At 46.4% G+C, this 18,166-nt stretch carries 13 protein-coding genes; 7 read left to right on the top strand and 6 right to left on the bottom strand.

Annotated elements, in window-relative coordinates; translation table 11 throughout:
• Window positions 1-509 precede the first annotated feature (509 nt).
• On the top strand, window positions 510-1,082 hold the full coding sequence (locus ACJ751_RS27495; RefSeq protein ID WP_407748747.1) for an RNA polymerase sigma factor: 573 nt from the start codon (window positions 510-512) through the stop codon (window positions 1,080-1,082).
• 39 nt (window positions 1,083-1,121) lie between these two features.
• A complete protein-coding gene (locus tag ACJ751_RS27490; protein ID WP_407748746.1) occupies window positions 1,122-1,487 on the top strand; it encodes a hypothetical protein in 366 nt (121 codons plus the stop codon).
• Here ACJ751_RS27490 and ACJ751_RS27485 read toward each other — a convergent pair.
• A complete protein-coding gene (locus ACJ751_RS27485) occupies window positions 1,481-1,957 on the bottom strand; it encodes a nucleoside deaminase (RefSeq protein WP_407748745.1) in 477 nt (158 codons plus the stop codon). The genes ACJ751_RS27490 and ACJ751_RS27485 overlap by 7 nt on opposite strands.
• A gap of 137 nt (window positions 1,958-2,094) precedes the next feature.
• Here ACJ751_RS27485 and ACJ751_RS27480 point away from each other — a divergent pair, with 137 nt between their 5' ends.
• The gene (locus ACJ751_RS27480; RefSeq protein ID WP_407748744.1) at window positions 2,095-3,912 is read left to right on the top strand and encodes a M61 family metallopeptidase; all 1,818 of its coding nucleotides are present in this window, start codon (window positions 2,095-2,097) and stop codon (window positions 3,910-3,912) included.
• 356 nt (window positions 3,913-4,268) lie between these two features.
• Here the strand turns inward: ACJ751_RS27480 and ACJ751_RS27475 are convergent, their stop codons facing one another.
• Entirely contained in the window at window positions 4,269-4,994 is a 726-nt protein-coding gene (locus tag ACJ751_RS27475) for a copper homeostasis protein CutC (RefSeq protein WP_407748743.1), read from the bottom strand.
• Between the two features lie 91 nt (window positions 4,995-5,085).
• On the bottom strand, window positions 5,086-6,048 hold the full coding sequence (locus ACJ751_RS27470; RefSeq protein WP_407748742.1) for a N(4)-(beta-N-acetylglucosaminyl)-L-asparaginase: 963 nt from the start codon (window positions 6,046-6,048) through the stop codon (window positions 5,086-5,088).
• A gap of 174 nt (window positions 6,049-6,222) precedes the next feature.
• On the opposite strand from ACJ751_RS27470, the gene ACJ751_RS27465 reads away from it, so the two are divergent.
• From ACJ751_RS27465 to nagB, 3 genes are all read left to right on the top strand, one after another.
• Window positions 6,223-8,121 (top strand): CocE/NonD family hydrolase, encoded by a 1,899-nt coding sequence (locus ACJ751_RS27465; protein WP_407748741.1) that lies wholly within the window; start codon window positions 6,223-6,225, stop codon window positions 8,119-8,121.
• 296 nt (window positions 8,122-8,417) lie between these two features.
• Complete coding sequence (locus ACJ751_RS27460; RefSeq protein WP_407748740.1) at window positions 8,418-9,995, top strand: beta-N-acetylhexosaminidase; 1,578 nt, start codon at window positions 8,418-8,420, stop codon at window positions 9,993-9,995.
• Between the two features lie 100 nt (window positions 9,996-10,095).
• On the top strand, window positions 10,096-12,003 hold the full coding sequence (nagB, locus tag ACJ751_RS27455; RefSeq protein ID WP_407748739.1) for a glucosamine-6-phosphate deaminase: 1,908 nt from the start codon (window positions 10,096-10,098) through the stop codon (window positions 12,001-12,003).
• Window positions 12,004-12,096: 93 nt separating this feature from the next.
• Here the strand turns inward: nagB and ACJ751_RS27450 are convergent, their stop codons facing one another.
• Window positions 12,097-12,402 carry a hypothetical protein gene (locus ACJ751_RS27450; RefSeq protein WP_407748738.1) on the bottom strand — a complete coding sequence of 102 codons (306 nt, stop codon included), beginning with the start codon at window positions 12,400-12,402 and terminating at the stop codon, window positions 12,097-12,099.
• A 174-nt stretch (window positions 12,403-12,576) separates the two neighbouring features.
• Between ACJ751_RS27450 and ACJ751_RS27445 the strand changes: the two genes are divergently transcribed.
• Window positions 12,577-13,026 (top strand): response regulator, encoded by a 450-nt coding sequence (locus ACJ751_RS27445; RefSeq protein ID WP_407748737.1) that lies wholly within the window; start codon window positions 12,577-12,579, stop codon window positions 13,024-13,026.
• A gap of 51 nt (window positions 13,027-13,077) precedes the next feature.
• On the opposite strand, the gene ACJ751_RS27440 is transcribed toward ACJ751_RS27445, so the two are convergent.
• Entirely contained in the window at window positions 13,078-14,379 is a 1,302-nt protein-coding gene (locus ACJ751_RS27440; RefSeq protein WP_407748736.1) for an ATP-binding protein, read from the bottom strand.
• Between the two features lie 58 nt (window positions 14,380-14,437).
• Window positions 14,438-18,166, bottom strand: a 3,729-nt coding sequence (locus ACJ751_RS27435; protein WP_407748735.1) for a response regulator, incomplete at its 5' end; no start/stop codon positions are given.

Raw genomic sequence — 18,166 nt, 5'->3', positions numbered from 1 at the left:
CAGTTTTACAAAATCTTTTGATTCTTCCAGGATAAGCGCCGCCTCCGCCAATAACATCTGACTGACCATTTCACTTCTATGCGCCGATTCGGCCCGTAAGGGCGCTACCGGCACCCTGCAAACAGCATATGCCATACTGATAATTTTGGCAGCAAAGTAACGAAAAAAGGCAAAGGGGAGTTGACGAGCTGACGAGTTGATCAGTTAACCAGTTAACCAGTTGACCAGTTGACGAGGAAGAAGTTGATAAGGTTGATAGAGTTGACGGAGTTGATAGAATTGACAAGTTAACAGGTTGAATAAAATCGCGAGGTTGTATTTCTCCCCCCTCCACCTTCGGCCGCCGAAGGCTTGCCGCAGGCGATGCCGGAGGGGTTGGGGGAGGCCCCAATTGGCTGCCTCCTACATATAATAAAGAAGCATTTATTCCGTTAAGGGAGGGCTTTAAAAAATGTATGGAATTTTAAACGACATGCATCTTAGTAATAAGAAAAACGCATTTTCGCATAGTGAAAGCAGACCCTAATTCACATATCAGCGATCAGCAATTGCTCAACTCCTTTTATTCCAGTCGCGATAATCACTGGCTGGGGATTCTATTGCAACGATATACCCTCCTATTACTGGGTGTTTGCATGAAATACCTTAAAAACGAGGAAGAGGCGAAAGACTGTGTTCAGCAGGTATTTTTAAAAGCCATCACCGAACTGCACAAATACAAGGTAGAGTACTTTAAAAGCTGGCTGTACATGGTGGCCAAGAACCATTGTCTCATGAAGCTGCGGGATAAACAGACCCGTAACCCGGCTGAGATCAGGGATGAAATGGCCATTACACCCCAAGACGATCCCGGACTGACCCCGCACCTGGAAAAAGACCGCCAGCTGGAAATGATGGAGGAATGCCTGCAGGAACTGAATAAAGACCAAAAACAGTGCGTAACTTTGTTCTATCTGGAAAAAAGATCGTATAATGAAATTGCCGACATAACAGGCTTCACCCTTATGCAGGTAAAAAGCTATATCCAGAACGGCAAACGCAATTTGAAGATCTTGCTGGAACGGAAACTAAACCATTCATAAAAACCGGGGTCTAATGATCGTACATGGACGACAGAAACAATGAACAACGATTTACTGAACATATTATCCAATAGTAACAAAGACATTGACAACCAAAAGTTGATGGATTACTTAAGCGGCAAGCTGAGTGACCAGGAAAAACATGAGGTGGAAATGTGGATGGTTGACAATGATTTTGAGAACGAAGCCCTGGAAGGCCTGCAACAAATGGGCGGCAATAAAAAGCTGGAAGGATATGTTGACCAGCTGAATAAAGAATTACATCACTACATCAAAGATAAAAAGACCCGCCGCGAAAAACGGCAGCTTAACACCAGCTTTTGGGTATACGTAACCATTGCATTCATTCTTATTATCATCATTCTTGCCTACGTGGTCATCACCAGGATCCCGCACCATCAATAAGCTATTTTATCCGGCTTTTCTATCCATTCATCAAACACAACAATAGCATTCTCCCGGCCCAGGTTTACACATTCAATAATACGATCGTGTAGTGCCGCCGTTAATTCCTGATAAATAAGCGAATCATCAAAACCCGCTGCCGCCGCATCGTGCCGGGTAGCGCCAAAATACACTTTCTTTGGCCGGGCCCAGTAAATAGCGCCCATACACATGGGACAGGGCTCGCAGGAAGTATATATTTCGCAATCGGTCAACTGAAAAGTTTGCAGGTTTTTACAGGCATCGCGGATGGCCACTACTTCGGCATGCGCCGTAGGATCATTTGAACTGGCTACGCTGTTACAACCCCGGCCCACGATCGCATCGTCCTTTACGATCACACAGCCAAACGGCCCGCCTACTCCTTTGTTCATACCATTCCTGGCCAGGTCTACAGCAGCCTGCATAAAACGCAATTCACGATCCGTCATAGTACACTCATTTGTATCAAATTTAAGGAAAAGACACAAGGTTCCCGCCTAGGCTAAAGCTATGGCGGGCCATGCAAGGCTTACAATTCTAATTTTCCTGTAAATTGTAGCTTGTTCCTCTCAATATAAACATGATTATGATAAAAAGACTTTTCCTGATCCTGGCCGTACTATGGTTTTCGCATACCTATGCCCAAAAGATCAATTATACCCTCTCCTTTTCCAATATTAATCACCACGAAGCCAGTATCAGCGTAACGGCTTCCGGCATTCCGGCCGGTAAAGCCACTTTTCATATGAGCCGTTCTTCACCGGGCCGCTATGCCACACATGAGTTTGGAAAAAATGTATACGATGTAAAAGCATTCGACCAGGCCGGCGTGTCCATCCCCATCAACCGCATCGATGGCGATGTATATGAAGTACCCAAACAAAACGGCACCGTTCGGGTTGATTATACTTTATACGCCGCCTGGCCCGATGGCACCTACTCCGGCATTGACCCCTCGAGCATTCACCTCAACATGCCTTCGGTATTTATGTGGCTCAAAGGCTTCGACAAAGCCCCTATCTCGATTACTTTTAATATTCCAGCCGATAAAAAATGGACGATCGCCACGCAGTTAAAACCAACGGATGATCCCCTCAGCTTTACAGCGCCCGGTTTACAATACCTGATGGATTGCCCCACCAAAATTGGCAACCTACACTGGAAAGAATGGAACATCAAAAATCGGGATGGTAAAAGTTATTCCTTCAGACTGGCGCTGGAAGCTGAATGTACCGATACCCTCGCAGGCTCCTTTGCCACTAAAATAAAACGCCTTGTGGAGGAAGAACAGGCTGTTTTTGGCGAAGTGCCTGCGTACGATTTCGGCACCTATACCTTTATTGCCAGTATAAATCCATATGTAGATGGCGATGGCATGGAACACCGCAACTCCACCATGATCAGTCTTCCCTATGATTTTACCGGCGCCAACGACCAGTTGGATGTTTTTGCCCATGAGTTCTTCCATAACTGGAATGTGGAACGCATTCGCCCGAAAACGCTGGAACCCTTCAATTTTGAAAAAAGCAATATGAGCAACGAGCTGTGGTGTGCAGAAGGATTTACGCAGTATTATGGTGAATTGTTGTTATGCCGGTCGGGGTTAAAACCCATTGAAGGTTTGATGGCATCCTTTACAGGATTGATCTATTCCAAGGAAATAGCGGCAGGCGCCAAACGCTTTTCACCCGTAGAAGTGAGCCGCCACGCCGTTTTTGTAGATGCGGGGGTATCGATCGACAGAACCAACTACCCCAACATGTACAGCTCTTATTATCCCTATGGCGGGGCTACAGCCCTTTCGCTCGATCTCACCTTGCGCACAAAATACCAGCTTACTTTAGATGATTATATGACCGCTTTATGGAAGCGCTTTGGCAAGACAGAGATCGCTTATACGGTTCCGGGGCTGGAAGAAGTACTGGCTGATGTAACGCACGACAAGGCCTTTGCAGCCGATTTCTTTACCCGCTATGTGAATGGTCATGAATCGTTCGATTATGCGCCCCTGCTGGAAAAAGCCGGTTTGCGATTGAAAAAACAAAACCCCGGTAAAGCCTGGCTGGGGCAGGTGCAATATGAAGAAGGCACTACAAAGATCAGTTCCAATACAATTATAAATACGCCGTTGTACAATGCCGGTCTTGATTTTAACGATGTGATCATGCAGATAGATGGCAAACTGGTTGCCCGTGCTGCCGATATCAATGAGATCATCGCTACGCATAAACCAGGCGATGTCATCAATATTCACTACAAACATCGCAACGAAAACAAAACCGCTTCGCTTACACTGGGGGAGAATCCAATGTTTGCGGTGGTCACTTTTGAGCAGGTTGGCTTACCTGTGACCAATGAAATGAAGATGTTCCGTAACAGCTGGCTGGGAACGAAGATCAAATAAAGGCAAAGGGCAGAGGGCAAAGGGCAAAGAAAGAAAGGCAGTAAGCAGAGGGCAGAGAAAGAAAGGCAGTAGGCAGTGGTGGAAAAGGCAGAGGGGAGAAGGCAGAGAGCCGCGACGCGGCAGAGCAAGTTTTGAATCGACAGTTATTTTCTAATAACCAGTCTCTTTATCAACTCTATCAACCCCGTCAACCCTATCAACTTCCTTCTTTATTCCTCATAACATTTTTCTTCTTCGTCAACTTGTCAACTTGTTAACTCGTCAACTGGTTAACTGGTCAACTGCCCTCTGCCTTTTTCACGTTTCACGAAAAAGGAAGTATGAAATCAGGTGCATCTGCTTTCATACTTCCTTTTTTACAAACTGATTGCATTCAACACTTCCATTATTTTTCCTAATTCTTCTTCATTAGCTATATACCAATTGGTAGCATCGAGAATAGCGGGATTGCGGAAGGTAACCGGGTCTGGCGCCATCATTCTTGCCGAAGTATGAAACTCTGTGGCGCCCGTGCCATTGACCAGCTTTTCAATATTGCCTGAACGCACCCCTGCGCCGGGCATAATGATAATGCGGCCATCGGCCTGTTGTACCAGTTGGGCCAGCATGTCAATACCCTCGGGAGCTGAAGCTTTTTGTCCGCTGGTTAAAATGCGTTCACACCCGCAGGTTATAATATCTTCCAACGCCTGCATGGGATCGGGCGTGGCGTCAAATACGCGGTGACAGGTTACGCCCATGGGATAGGCCCATTCAACCATGCGTTTTAACCGCTCGGTATCTATTTCCCCATTCAGTTTTGATACGCCGGTTGAAATGCCATCGCAGCCCAGCTGTTTACATAACAGGATATCCTGTTTGATGATGGCGAACTCATCTTCATCAAAGAAATAATTCCCCCCTCTTGGCCGCACGATCGGGTACAACGAAATGCTGATCTTTTCACGCGTTTGTTTTATAGTTCCATAAGAAGGGGTGGTGCCGCCATCGGCCGGGTTCTCACATAACTCTACCCGCATTGCCCCCACTTTTTCTGCAATAACAGACGACTGTAAGTTAAACGCACATACTTCTAATAACATGCTCTTATTTTAATTGTTGCTTTTTTGCTTAAGTAACAGTTATTGGGTTCCTAATAAACTAAAAAACTGCCTTCCCCTATCGCTCTTCGTACTAATAAATGCTTTTCGCCGGCACTAATTTCTCTTCTTTCCCACTCTTCACTGCATACGTAAACCCTTTCTGCAACGCGTATCCGCCATATTCGCCCTTTTTATTGATGGCGATGAAACCCACCTGTAAAGTTTTGGCCCTGGCCGCACTGCGGCTGATAATGCGCTCTACTGCTTTCTTACAGGCTGCTTCCGGCGCCAGTCCCTGCCGCATCAATTCCACCACCAGGTGCGAACCAACGATCCTGATCACTTCTTCACCCACCCCCGTGGAGGTAGCCGCGCCAATTTCATTATCCACATACAAACCCGCGCCAATAATAGGCGAATCCCCTACCCGGCCATGCATTTTAAAAGCCATACCGCTGGTAGTACAGGCGCCGCTGAAATTACCGTTGGCATCCATGGCAATCATGCCAATGGTATCGTGGTTATTGGGACCACCCGGCATATTTCCCTCGTTTGCGGCTTTATGCAACTTGTTTTCGATATTTATAACAGGCTCATATTTCGATGTTTTTAACCATTCCTTCCAGGCTTTTTCGCTTTCAGGCGTCAGCAGGTTTTCTTTTTTAAACCCATTCGCCAGGGCGAATTGCAAGGCCCCATCGCCCACCAGCACCACATGCGGTGTTTTTTCCATAACCAGGCGGGCAACCGAGATCGGATGTATGATATTTTCCAGGCACATTACCGAACCACAGTTATATTGTTCATCCATAATACAGGCATCGAGGGTAACGCGGCCATCGCGATCGGGCAACCCACCGTAACCTACCGATTGGTTATTGGGATCGGCCTCGGGGATCTTTACCCCCGCTTCAACAGCATCCAGTGCACGCCCGCCCTTACCCAGAACCGTCCAGGCTTCGGCATTGGCAGCCTTGCCAAAATCCCAGGTAGAAATAACGATGGGTTCATTTTTGACAGTGGGATAATCTATTTCTGCTGGCTGAGCCAACATTCTTTTGCCTGAAAACAAACCTAAGGAACCAAGGAATGATGTGTGTAAAAATTTCCTGCGCGTGGACATAATAGCTATTTTAAATGTGATTCAATTGCCGGTTTATGCGCCAGCCTATACTGTTTTCGATGGTGCTAATTCCCTATTTTTAACGATCTAAATTAAGAGCTTATCATGAGAAAATTATTTCTTTTCATTATTGCCTTATTCTTTATACTTTCTGTAAACGCGCAGAACGAACAGGATTCTGCCTGGCTGCTCGATAATTACATCAAGAAAGAAGTGATGATCCCCATGCGGGATGGCGTTAAATTATTTACCAGCCTTTATATTCCAAAAGATGCTACCGAAAAGCATCCGTTCCTAATGGGGCGAACACCGTATTCCTGCAGTCCTTACGGGGAAGATAAATTCAATCGCAGTCTCTGGATCAGCCACAGACGCTATTTTGCAAGGGAGAATTACATCTTCGTATTCCAGGATGTGCGCGGCCGCTGGGCAAGCGAGGGAACATTCGTTGATGTGCGGCCTTTCAAACCCAATAAAAAAACACCGCAGGATATAGATGAGGCCAGCGACACCTATGATACCATTGACTGGCTGATAAAGAATATTGAAAACAACAATGGCAATGTGGGTGTAACCGGTATTTCATATCCTGGCTTTTATTCCACCATGGCTGCTTTGAGCGGCCACCCGGCACTGAAAGCCGTAAGCCCGCAGGCGCCGGTTACCGACTGGTTCATTGGTGACGACTTTCACCACAACGGCGCGTTCTTCGTAATGGATGGCTGGTCGTTTTACACCAGTGGTTTTGGTTATCCACGCCCTGCGCCTACCAAAGTAGCGCCCCGGCGAAACATACATATGCCGGAAAATGACAACTATGAAACTTATCTGCGTATGGGCGCTTTAAAGAATTTTATGAAGTTGACCGGCGATAGCCTGGCATTCTGGAAAGATCTGTATACACATCCTAATTACGACGACTGGTGGAAAGCCCGCAACGTGCGTAATTTTGCGAACAATGTTCCTAGTGGTACCGCTACCATGGTGGTGGGTGGTTTGTTTGATGCGGAGGATTGTTTTGGCGCGTGGAGAACCTATGAAGCCATTGAGAAAAAAGCCAAAAACACCAACCGGTTGGTAATGGGTCCCTGGTTTCATGGACAATGGGCATCACTCGATGGCACGCATTTAGGCAATGTTAATTTTGGGGCTAACACCAGTACCTGGTACCAGAACAATGTAGAGATCCCTTTCTTCAACTATTACCTGAAAGGCAAAGGCGATATTTCAAAACTGGCAGAAGCTACCATCTTCTTCAGTGGCGCCAACGAATGGAAACAATTTGAGACCTGGCCTCCTGCCGATAAAAAAGACGAACGTATTTACCTGCAGGCCAATGGCAAACTGGGTTGGGAAAAACCAGCCGCCAAAAACAGTTTCTCTGAATATGTGAGCGACCCAGCGCATCCTGTTCCTTATACAGAAGACATCCATTTTACGCGTACCCGCGATTACATGACCGATGACCAGCGTTTTGCCAGCCGCCGTACGGATGTACTGACCTTTCAAACAGATATACTGAACAATGATCTTACACTGGCTGGCACCGTGGTAGCCGATCTGCTCACCAGCATTTCAACCACCGATGCAGACTTTGTAGTAAAAGTGATCGATGTGTTCCCCGATGATTTTAAATACCCCGGCGCAGAAATGAATCAATCCCGCGATGCAGGCCGTATGGTTCCCATGGGTGGTTATCAGATGCTGGTTCGCGGCGAGATCATGCGCGGCCGTTTTCGCAAAAGCTTTACATTACCGGAAGCATTTAAACCCAATAAAATTGAACAGGTAAAATTTGAATTACCTGATGTGGCTCATACTTTTAAAAAAGGACATCGCCTGATGATCCAGATCCAAAGCAGCTGGTTTCCGCTGGCAGACCGCAACCCGCAACAATTTGTAAATATTTACGAATGCAATGACGGGGATTTTATGAAAGCGGCTATTAAGATATATCACGATGGAGCTAATAGTAGTAGTATAGTATTACCGGTACTGAAATAACTTTTAAGTTGATCAGTTAACCAGTTGACCAGGCAATACACCAACTGGTTAACTGGTTAACTCGTCAACTCATCAACGTTTTTCCCCATCAGCATTAGCAAATTCAGCAACAATTTGCTCAACTAGCAATTCCCCCGTATATTGCATCCTCTCAGGTTCAATAGAAATCGCAGTGCATAAACTCAACACTTAAAATCAGGCTGCCCCTACGGCCAGGTGTACTTCATATTTCATTACAAAATAGCCGGTTTTGACACTCATTAAGTGACAAATCGATTTAACATTTTTTACTTATTATGAAAAAAGTTTGGTTCATTGCAACTATGATCCTGTCCATGCACCTGCATGCCCAGGTAAACATTATTCCCCAACCAGCAGAATTGAAAATGCCTGAAACGGCAGGCTCCTTTACGATCACGGCCAAAACGCCCATTATTCTGGAAGGTTCCGGTCTTGAGAATTCAGCCCAGTTTTTAAATGATTACCTGAAACAGGTGTATGGCTTCACCTTACCCATTACAAAAAAAGCAGGCAAGGTGCCGGGTATTATGCTGAATTACGACAAGATGGAATACCCTATTGCCGGCGCTTATAATATGGAAGTAAACGCCAAAGGCGTGTACATTGGCGGCGATAATGAAACAGGTACATTTTATGGCGTACAAACCCTGTTGCAGTTATTACCTACTGAAAAAGCTCCTTCCCTCGCCGTATCATACCTCAGCATAAAAGATTATCCTCGCTTTCAATACCGTGGTTTGCACCTGGATGTAAGTCGTCACTTTTTCCCCATTCCTTTTGTAAAACGTTATATTGATTATATCGCGCTGCATAAAATGAATTATTTCCACTGGCATTTAACTGATGACCAGGGCTGGCGCATTGAAATAAAAAAATATCCCAACCTTACCAAAGCAGGCGCCGAGCGCAATGGCACCATCATTGGCCATCACCCCGGTACCGGTAACGACAGCATTCATTATGGCGGTTTCTATACCCAAAAAGAAGTAAAGGAAATAGTTGCCTATGCTGCCAAACGCTATATCACCGTGCTGCCTGAAATTGAAATGCCCGGTCACGCCTCTGCAGCATTAACTGCTTATCCCTATTTAGGTTGTACAGGAGGTCCTTACGAGGTTCAACAAACATGGGGCGTGTTCAACGATGTATTCTGCGCCGGTAACGACAGCGTGTTTACTTTTTTACAGCATGTGCTGGATGAAGTACTTCCTTTATTCCCGGCTAAATATGTACACATTGGCGGCGATGAATGCCCCAAGGAAAGCTGGAAGAAATGCCCCAAGTGCCAGAAAAGAATTGCTGACAATCATTTGAAAGATGAGCATGAACTGCAAAGTTATTTTGTACAGCGCATGGAAAAATACATCAACAGCAAAGGTAAAACCATGATTGGCTGGGATGAGATCCTGGAAGGTGGTTTAGCGCCCAATGCGGTTGTAATGAGCTGGCGTGGCGAGCAGGGTGGTATCGATGCGGCCAAACAAGGCCACGATGTTATTATGACGCCCGGTGGTTATTGTTACCTCGATCATGCCCAGGCAAAAAATGAAGACTCTTTAACTATTGGCGGCTATTTACCTGTTAAACAAACATACAGCTATGAACCTATCCCGAAAGAGTTCAACGAAACACAAGCCAAACACATTCTGGGTGCACAGGGCAACTTGTGGACAGAATACATACCCAATACCAAAAAGGTGGAATACATGATCTTCCCCCGCGTAAGCGCCCTGAGTGAAGTGCTGTGGAGCCCTGCCGCCAAACGCGACTGGAATGATTTTGAGACCCGTTTGCAAACGCAGTTCAAACGATACACTTTGTGGGGTACCAATTATAACAAAACGCTTGAATAATAAACAAACGATTGTTCTTTTTCTACCTGAAAGAAACCGCATTTCCCAATGAATACTGGAAATAGCTTTAATTTAGCGCAACTATAAAACCCGATTATTTATGAGCATGGTTGATTCGTTTGAGAAGATACCAGTACGTATTTATCCCGATCTGAAAGAAGGTTCTAAATTCGCAGCCAGAGAAATTGCTGACCTCATTCGCAGCAAACAGGCCGCCGGCCAGCACTGTGTATTAGGTTTGGCAACCGGTTCAACACCCCGGTCAACTTATGCCGAACTGGTGCGCATGCACAAAGAAGAAGGCCTGAGCTTTAAGAATGTGATCACTTTTAACCTGGATGAATATTATCCCATAGACAACGATGCCTTGCAAAGCTATAACCGCTTTATGCATGTGCATTTGTTCGATCACATTGACATTGATCCCAAGAACATTCATATTCCCAGTGGTGAAATTCCCAAAGAAGAAGTGAAGAAGTACTGCATGGAGTATGAACGCATGATAGAAGATGCCGGCGGCATCGATATGCAGGTGCTGGGTATTGGTAATAATGGACACATCGGTTTTAACGAACCCGGTTCCAGCATACTGTCCCGCACCCGCCTCATTACGCTCGACAACTCAACCCGGATTGCCAATTCGCATGAATTTGCGAATATCTCCGAAATGCCCCGCCTGGCCATCACGATGGGCATCAGCACCATTTTAAAATCCAGGCGCATTTTACTGATGGCCTGGGGCCCGGCCAAAACAGCCGTTGTGCAAAAAGCGGTTGAGGATAACGTTACGGAACAAATACCGGCTTCTTTATTACAACAGCACAATGATAGTTTGTTCATCCTCGATGAAGCGGCCGCTGCCGACCTCACCCGTTTTAAATCACCCTGGCTTACCGGTGATATCGACTGGACGCCCAAGATGATCCGCAAGGCTGTGGTGAACATGTCGCTGAAAGTAGAAAAACCTTTATTGAGTTTAACCAATAACGATTACCGTGATAATGGCTTAGGTGATCTGCTGGTTGAAAAAGGCGATGCCTACGAGATCAACCTGCAGGTGTATTACATGCTGCGCGACAGCATCACCGGCTGGCCCGGCGGTAAACCCGACTTACACTTACCAAACCATCCGGAACGCACCAAACCCTATCCCAAGCGTTGTGTAATCTTCAGCCCCCACCCCGATGATGATATCATCTCTATGGGCGGCACATTCCAACGCCTGCACGATCAGGGGCATGATGTACATGTTGCCTATCAAACATCCGGCAACATTGCCGTTACCGATGAGTTTGTGACCAGGTTCATGGATTTTGCCGTGGGTTTTGAAGACATGTTCGGAGTTGACAGCAATAAATCGAAAGCGATCCTGGAACAGGCCCGTCAATACCTGCGATTCAAGAAATCGAACCAGATAGATACACCGGAGATCAGATCGGTAAAAGGTTTAATCCGCCGTTGTGAAGCCAAGGCCACCTGCCGCTATGTTGGTATTAAAGAAGCCAATATCCACTTCCAGAACCTGCCTTTTTACGAAACAGGTACCATTGAAAAGAAACCAATGGGTGAAGAGGATGTTAAATTAACTATAGAGCTGTTGCGCAAAATAAAGCCACATCAGATCTACTGCGCCGGCGATCTGGCCGATCCGCATGGCACCCATAAGGTTTGTCTGGACATCGTATTTGAGTCATTACGCCGCATAAAAGAAGCGGGCGATGAATGGATAAAGGACTGCTGGGTTTGGTTGTACAAAGGCGCCTGGCAGGAATGGGACCTCAGCGAAATTGAAATGGCCATCCCCATGAGCCCCGACCAGGTATTGAAAAAACGCTTTGGTATTTTTATTCACCAGTCACAAAAAGACAGTGTGCCTTTCCAGGGAAGCGACAGCCGCGAATTCTGGCAACGCGCTGAAGACAGAAACGCCAATACCGCCAATTTGTACGCCCAGCTGGGGCTTACCAAATACGCGGCTATGGAAGCATTTGTACGCTGGCATTTTTAACTCAACCAGGTGACAATTATAATGAAAAGAGGCATCCCGATGTATCGGGGTGCCTCTTTTCATTATACCTTCCACAACTCTTTTTTGAAGGCATTAGTTCATCAACTCAATTAACGTTTGCTTTTCGGGTAGTTCGTTAAAGACATACACCGGGACCTCATCGATACCGATATTGAAACGCATGTCTTTCAAATGGGAGACATACCCTTTTACCGGATTATTAACATATACGATAATGAGGTCCGGCAACCTGTTGTCAAGTACTTCTAATAGCTGTTGAAAATTTTCTACACAATCCGCTTCTACAGGAACCGGAAGATGTTGCAACAACTGCTTCATAGAGAGCACGTTTTCGCTGTGGTCGTAAAACAATATAATATACCTGGTTTTCTCCTGCATACTTTACTGTTTATATAAACATCAATCTAAAAAATGTATTCCATCATTGCGATTTAGATTGTATTTTCGGTATTCGTATTATGTCGTAAATTATAGCTTTTACTCATTAAAAGAAAGTGTTGAATTTGAAGTGATCCCCATAAAACGGGGTGGCAGGTTAAAAAAAGTATATATATGAGCGTGTATAATCAGTATCCAACAAATGTATTAATTGCAGAGGACGACGACGAGGACTACCTGATATTTTCACTGGCGATCGAAGAACTTTCGTTCAAAGTGATCCTGTCAAGGGCAGAAAACGGCGATATTCTTTTTAAATTGTTGGATGAAAATAATCCCGATATAGTTTTCCTTGACTTGCTGATGCCCTGCAAGGATGGACGTCAATGTCTGAAGGAGATCAGGGCCAACAGGAAATACGATTCCATTCCCATTATTGTATATTCTTCGTTGGCAGACCTGCAGAATATTGAGTTTTGTTACCGCGAAGGATCGAACATGTATGCCATCAAACCGCATACACTGACTGAATTAAAGACCATTCTCGAAAAGATCTTCAGCATAGACTGGAAAAAAGTTCTGTACTTTCCTCCCCGTTCCATGTTTGTGTTGAACCCACAATAATAAATAAGGGTTTGTGGTGCGTACCACAAACCCTCATTCTTTCTTTTACCCTTATTTCTTTCCAAATAACAAAAGCGCTTCAGCATCCGGATTGGTGCTGGCTTCGCCGGCCGTTTCAACCGTTGCCTGGTGAACAGGCAGCGAAATAATGAAGGTAGAACCCTGGTTCACCTTGCTTTGCACCGAGATATACCCGTTGTGCTTTTCAACGATCTTTTTGCAAAGGGTAAGGCCAATGCCTGTGCCCTCAAATTCGCTATGTACATGCAACCGTCTGAACATGTCGAAGATCTGTTCGGCATATTGCTGATCGAAACCAATGCCATTATCCTGTATATAAATACGGCAATATTTTACCGGTTCTTTATTGGAGGTGGTGGCGGTAATAATTTCTGAATAGATCCTTATTGCAGGTGGTTCATCTTTTTTGCTATACTTCAGCGCGTTGCTCAACAGGTTTTCGAACAAAGGCCGCATCAACCCCGGGTTCACATCGATGGTAGGCAACGATTCAATTTCAAATTTGGCTTTTTTATCCTGGATGGTGGCATCCAACTCATCCATGGCCTCCTGTAAAATGAGATTGAGGTTATAATTTACAAAAGTGTCTTTCTCATTATTGATCCGGGAGAACGCGAGTATATCGCTGATGAGCGTTTGCATGCGCACGGCCGCATTTTGAATGCGGTTGATATAATTGATGGCCGGTCCATCGAGCACAGGCTGGTACTTTACAAACAACAGGTCGCTGAAGGTGCGGATCTTACGCAGGGGCTCCTGCAGGTCGTGCGAGGCCATGAATGCAAAACGGTCCAGGTCGCGGTTGGCCGATTCCAGCAGGGCAATGTTCTCAAGCAACTGTCGGTTCAGCTCTTTTACCCGGTCTTCCGACGCTTTTCGTTCCGTTACTTCCATTTCCAGGTTGTGGTTAATGATCGTAAGTCGTTTTTCCTGCTCAATAAGCCGATGATTTTTGCGGTACAGATCAACCAGCACCCCTACTTTTGCCCGCAATAATTCGGAGTTAATGGGTTTATAGATATAGTCTACCGCCCCCATGCGATAACCCTTGAAAATATTATCCTCCCCATAATTATTGGCTGTAATAAAAATGATGGGAATGTGTTTCAGTTTTTCGCGTTCATAGATAAGGGCGGCTGTTTCAAACCCATTCAGGTTGGGCATTTTTACATCCATCAAAATAAGCGCAAAATCAATTTCATTCAGCAGGATCTTCAACGCCTGGCTACCCGACGCTGCTTTTACAAAAGCATAGCCGTCGGGAGCCAGGATGGCTTCCATCGACATTAAATTATCTTCGCGGTCATCTACTAACAGAATTTTTGGACGCATTGTTACGGTTTCTTATTTTTTCAATCAATGGTCAATTGTTAATGGTAATCAGCGCCTGTTATTTATAAAACCATACTCGCATCAATGATAAAAGCTGATCGATCTTCAAAGGTTTGGTGATATAATCCGAAGCGCCTGCTTCGATACATTTCTGCCTGTCGCCTTTCATCGCTTTTGCCGTTACGGCAATAATTGGCAATGTGCTGTTCTTGTGTTCGCGCCGTATCTTTTGCGTGGTTTCATAGCCATCCATTTCGGGCATCATGATATCCATGAGCACCATATCAATTTTCGGGTTGTCTTCCCTGATAATATTAATGGCTTCCTTACCACTTTCCGCCGTAATCACATTAATATTATAACGTTCAAAAACCGTAGTTAGTGCGAACAAATTCCGTACGTCGTCATCTACCACCAGAATATTTTTACCGGTGAGAATATCCTCTTTTTTCCTGATATTCTCTATTACTTTCCGTTTTTCAGCCTGCAGGTCTTTATGATTGATGTGCAGGTGCAATACGGTTTCTTCCAACAGGTGCTCCAGTGAGTTCACCCCTTTCAACAGGATCTTGCTGCTTACATTGTTCACCTGTTGCAGTTCTTTTTTGTTGAACTCCTTCGCTGAGTACATGATCACCGGGGTAAGCCTTGGCTTATGTTCTGCCACCTGGTTCACCAGTTCATGTCCCGGCAGGTCGGGCAATGAATAATCGAGGATGATACAATCGAAATCCTTGCTGTTGATCTCATGCATGGCCTTTTCGCCGGTTTGGGCCAGCGTTACCTGCATATTGTCGGTGCTTAACAATTTTACTATTTGCGATGCATCTATTTCATTGTCTTCTACAACCAGGATCTGTTTTACATCTTTCTTGTTAAAGGCCACTATATCATCGAACAGGTCGTTGAGCGATTCATTGTCCAACGGTTTCAGGCGGAAGCTGCGGGCGCCGCGTTTCAATGCCAGCGCACGGTTCTCTTCGCCCGAGATCAGGTGAATGGGAATATGCCGGTAACTGAGGTCGTTGCGCAACAGCTCCATCACCTTCCAGCCACTGGTATCCGGCAACTTCACATCCAGCGTAATGGCAATGGGCATAAAGCGGTTGATAAAGTCAAACACCTCGATATAGTTGGTGGCTACAATAGCTTTCAACCCATACTGGTGCGCTTTTTCGATAACGATCTTGCCGAACCGGATGTCGTCTTCAACGATCAGGATGACTTTTTCGTTTGGTGATACATTGTTGCGGTCATCACCGGTATCGTTGATCATTTCATTCACGATATGCATACCACCAGCATCTACGCCTTCGCCGGTAACCCTGATCGAATTCAACAGCGTGTCAATTTCACCACTGTCGTTGCCCAGCTGGTACTGGTACTCAGTCAGGCTGCCTGGCGCTTCGCGGGTAACCACACCCGATACATTATCTATTGGCAGGAACAGGGTAAAGGTACTTCCCTGCCCAGGGGTGCTATCCAGCTCAATGGTGCCGCCTAACAGTTCGGTTAAACCGCGGCTGATGGACAAGCCCAAACCGGTACCGCCATATTTACGGCTGGTACTTCCTTCTGCCTGCTGAAAGGCTTCAAAGATGATGCTTTGTTTTTCCAGCGGGATACCTATACCGGTATCATTGATAGCAAAGGCCACCACCCGTTGTGCATTATCGAGGATGGCGTTACCCGGCTTCCAGTTCTTCCTGGCATCGTAGATCTTCAGTTTCACTTCGCCTTTCTCGGTAAACTTGAAGGAGTTCGACAACAGGTTCTTCAGGATCTGGTTCAACCGTTGTATATCGGTCTCCATATTTTCCGGCAGGTTGGTATCTGTTTCAATCGTAAAGCGCAAATGACGGGCTTCCGCAATTGGCTTGAAGGTGGTTTCCACAAATGAGGTGATCTCGAAGAAACGTACCGGTGCAAAATTGGCGGTAATGAACCCTGATTCGATCTTCGACAGGTCGAGGATGTCGTTGATCAGTTGAATGAGGTCGTCACCACAGGAGTGAATGGTCTTTGCATACCGGATCTGCTTCTCTGTTAAGTTACCTTCCGCATTCTCATATAACTGTTGTGCAAGGATCAGCAAGCTGTTCAATGGCGTACGCAACTCGTGCGACATGTTCGCCAGGAACTCCGATTTATACTTCGAGGTGAGTGTTAACTGTTCGGCTTTTTCTTCCAGTGAGCGGCGCGCTTCTTCCACCTCCTTGTTCTTGGCTTCCACCTCATTCTTCTGTTTTACCAGCAACAGGGCTTTATCCTGCAGCTCATCGTTTGTTCTGCGCAACTCTTCCTGTTGTATCTTCAACTCACTGGCCAGTGATTGCGACTGGGTCAGCAGTTCTTCCGTACGGGAATTCGCCTCGATGGTGTTCAACACGATACCGATACTTTCCGTTAACTGGCTTAAGAAGTCGAGGTGGGTCTGGTTAAAGGTATCCAGCGAAGCCAGCTCAATGACCGCTTTCACATCGTTTTCGAACAACACCGGTAAGATGATCACATTGGCCGGTTTGGCTTTACCCAGGGCCGAGCTGATGCGAATGTAATTGCTTGGCACATTGCTCAGGATGATCCGTTCTTTTTCAAACGCTACCTGTCCTACCAGGCCTTCGCCAATGCCAAATTCAGTTTGAATATTTTTATCTGATTTGTAGCCGTAGGCTGCAAACAGTTTCAGTTTTACTTCGTTGTTGGTATCCTCATCCTGCCGTAAAATGTAGAAGGCGCCATAGTGGGCGCTTACAACGCGCGCCAGCTCCGACAGGATCTTTTGGGTTACCGTTACCAGGTCGCGTTGTCCCTGCAACATCTGGCCAAACTTGGCGAGGTTCGATTTCAACCAGTCCTGCTCCTGGTTACGCAAGGTAGTTTCGCGCAGGTTGGTGATCATCTGGTTGATGGTATCTTTCAACGCTTCCACCTCACCTTTTGCTTCCACGCGAATGGTTCGGGTAAGGTCACCTTTTGTTACCGCCGACGCCACCTCTGAGATGGAACGCACCTGTGTGGTGAGGTTCTGCGCCAGCTGGTTCACGTTTTCGGTCAGGTTCTTCCAGATGCCGCTCGCACCGGGCACACTCGCCTGTCCGCCCAACCGGCCTTCAACTCCTACCTCACGGGCAACCGTAGTTACCTGGTCGGCAAAGGTGGCCAGCGTATCGATCATTTCATTGATGGTATCGATCAGTTGCGCTACTTCACCGCGCGATACAATGGTTAGTTTTTGTTTCAGGTTACCGGTTGCCACCGCGGTCACCACTTTAGCGATCCCGCGCACCTGGTTGGTAAGGTTAGAGGCCATCATGTTCACGGAGTCGGTCAAATCCTTCCACGTACCAGCCACCCCGCGCACTTCGGCTTGTCCGCCCAGTTTACCTTCAGTACCCACCTCACGCGCCACACGCGTTACTTCCGAGGCGAAGCTCTGTAACTGGTTCACCATCGTGTTGATCGTATTCTTCAGATCGAGGATCTCGCCTTTAACGTCGATGGCCACTGTTTTTGACAGGTCGCCGCTCGCCACCGCTTTGGTTACCTCGGCAATGTTACGCACCTGGTCGGTCAGGTTACCGGTCATCTGGTTCACGGAGTCGGTCAAATCCTTCCACGTACCGGCCACACCAGGCACAAACGCCTGTCCGCCCAGTTTACCATCGGTACCTACCTCACGCGCCACACGCGTTACTTCCGAGGCGAAGGCGCGCAGCTGATCCACCATCGTGTTCAGCGTTTCCTTCAGCTGCAGGATCTCACCGCGTACGTCAACCGTAATTTT

Origin of the sequence: Niastella sp., from assembly GCF_045805085.1 — a bacterium.
Classification (GTDB): Bacteria; Bacteroidota; Bacteroidia; order Chitinophagales; family Chitinophagaceae; genus Niastella.
Note: the sequence above shows the minus strand (reverse complement) of the source record. Positions and strands in the feature narration are given on the sequence as shown.

Excerpts from the sequence above, each read along its gene's own strand:
- ACJ751_RS27490 (WP_407748746.1), top strand. The coding sequence starts at position 1,122 with ATGAACAACGATTTACTGAACATATTATCCAATAGTAACAAAGACATT.
- ACJ751_RS27485 (WP_407748745.1), bottom strand. The coding sequence starts at position 1,957 with ATGACGGATCGTGAATTGCGTTTTATGCAGGCTGCTGTAGACCTGGCC.
- ACJ751_RS27480 (WP_407748744.1), top strand. The coding sequence starts at position 2,095 with ATGATAAAAAGACTTTTCCTGATCCTGGCCGTACTATGGTTTTCGCAT.
- ACJ751_RS27475 (WP_407748743.1), bottom strand. The coding sequence starts at position 4,994 with ATGTTATTAGAAGTATGTGCGTTTAACTTACAGTCGTCTGTTATTGCA.
- ACJ751_RS27470 (WP_407748742.1), bottom strand. The coding sequence starts at position 6,048 with ATGTTGGCTCAGCCAGCAGAAATAGATTATCCCACTGTCAAAAATGAA.
- ACJ751_RS27465 (WP_407748741.1), top strand. The coding sequence starts at position 6,223 with ATGAGAAAATTATTTCTTTTCATTATTGCCTTATTCTTTATACTTTCT.
- ACJ751_RS27460 (WP_407748740.1), top strand. The coding sequence starts at position 8,418 with ATGAAAAAAGTTTGGTTCATTGCAACTATGATCCTGTCCATGCACCTG.
- nagB (WP_407748739.1), top strand. The coding sequence starts at position 10,096 with ATGAGCATGGTTGATTCGTTTGAGAAGATACCAGTACGTATTTATCCC.
- ACJ751_RS27450 (WP_407748738.1), bottom strand. The coding sequence starts at position 12,402 with ATGCAGGAGAAAACCAGGTATATTATATTGTTTTACGACCACAGCGAA.
- ACJ751_RS27445 (WP_407748737.1), top strand. The coding sequence starts at position 12,577 with ATGAGCGTGTATAATCAGTATCCAACAAATGTATTAATTGCAGAGGAC.
- ACJ751_RS27440 (WP_407748736.1), bottom strand. The coding sequence starts at position 14,379 with ATGCGTCCAAAAATTCTGTTAGTAGATGACCGCGAAGATAATTTAATG.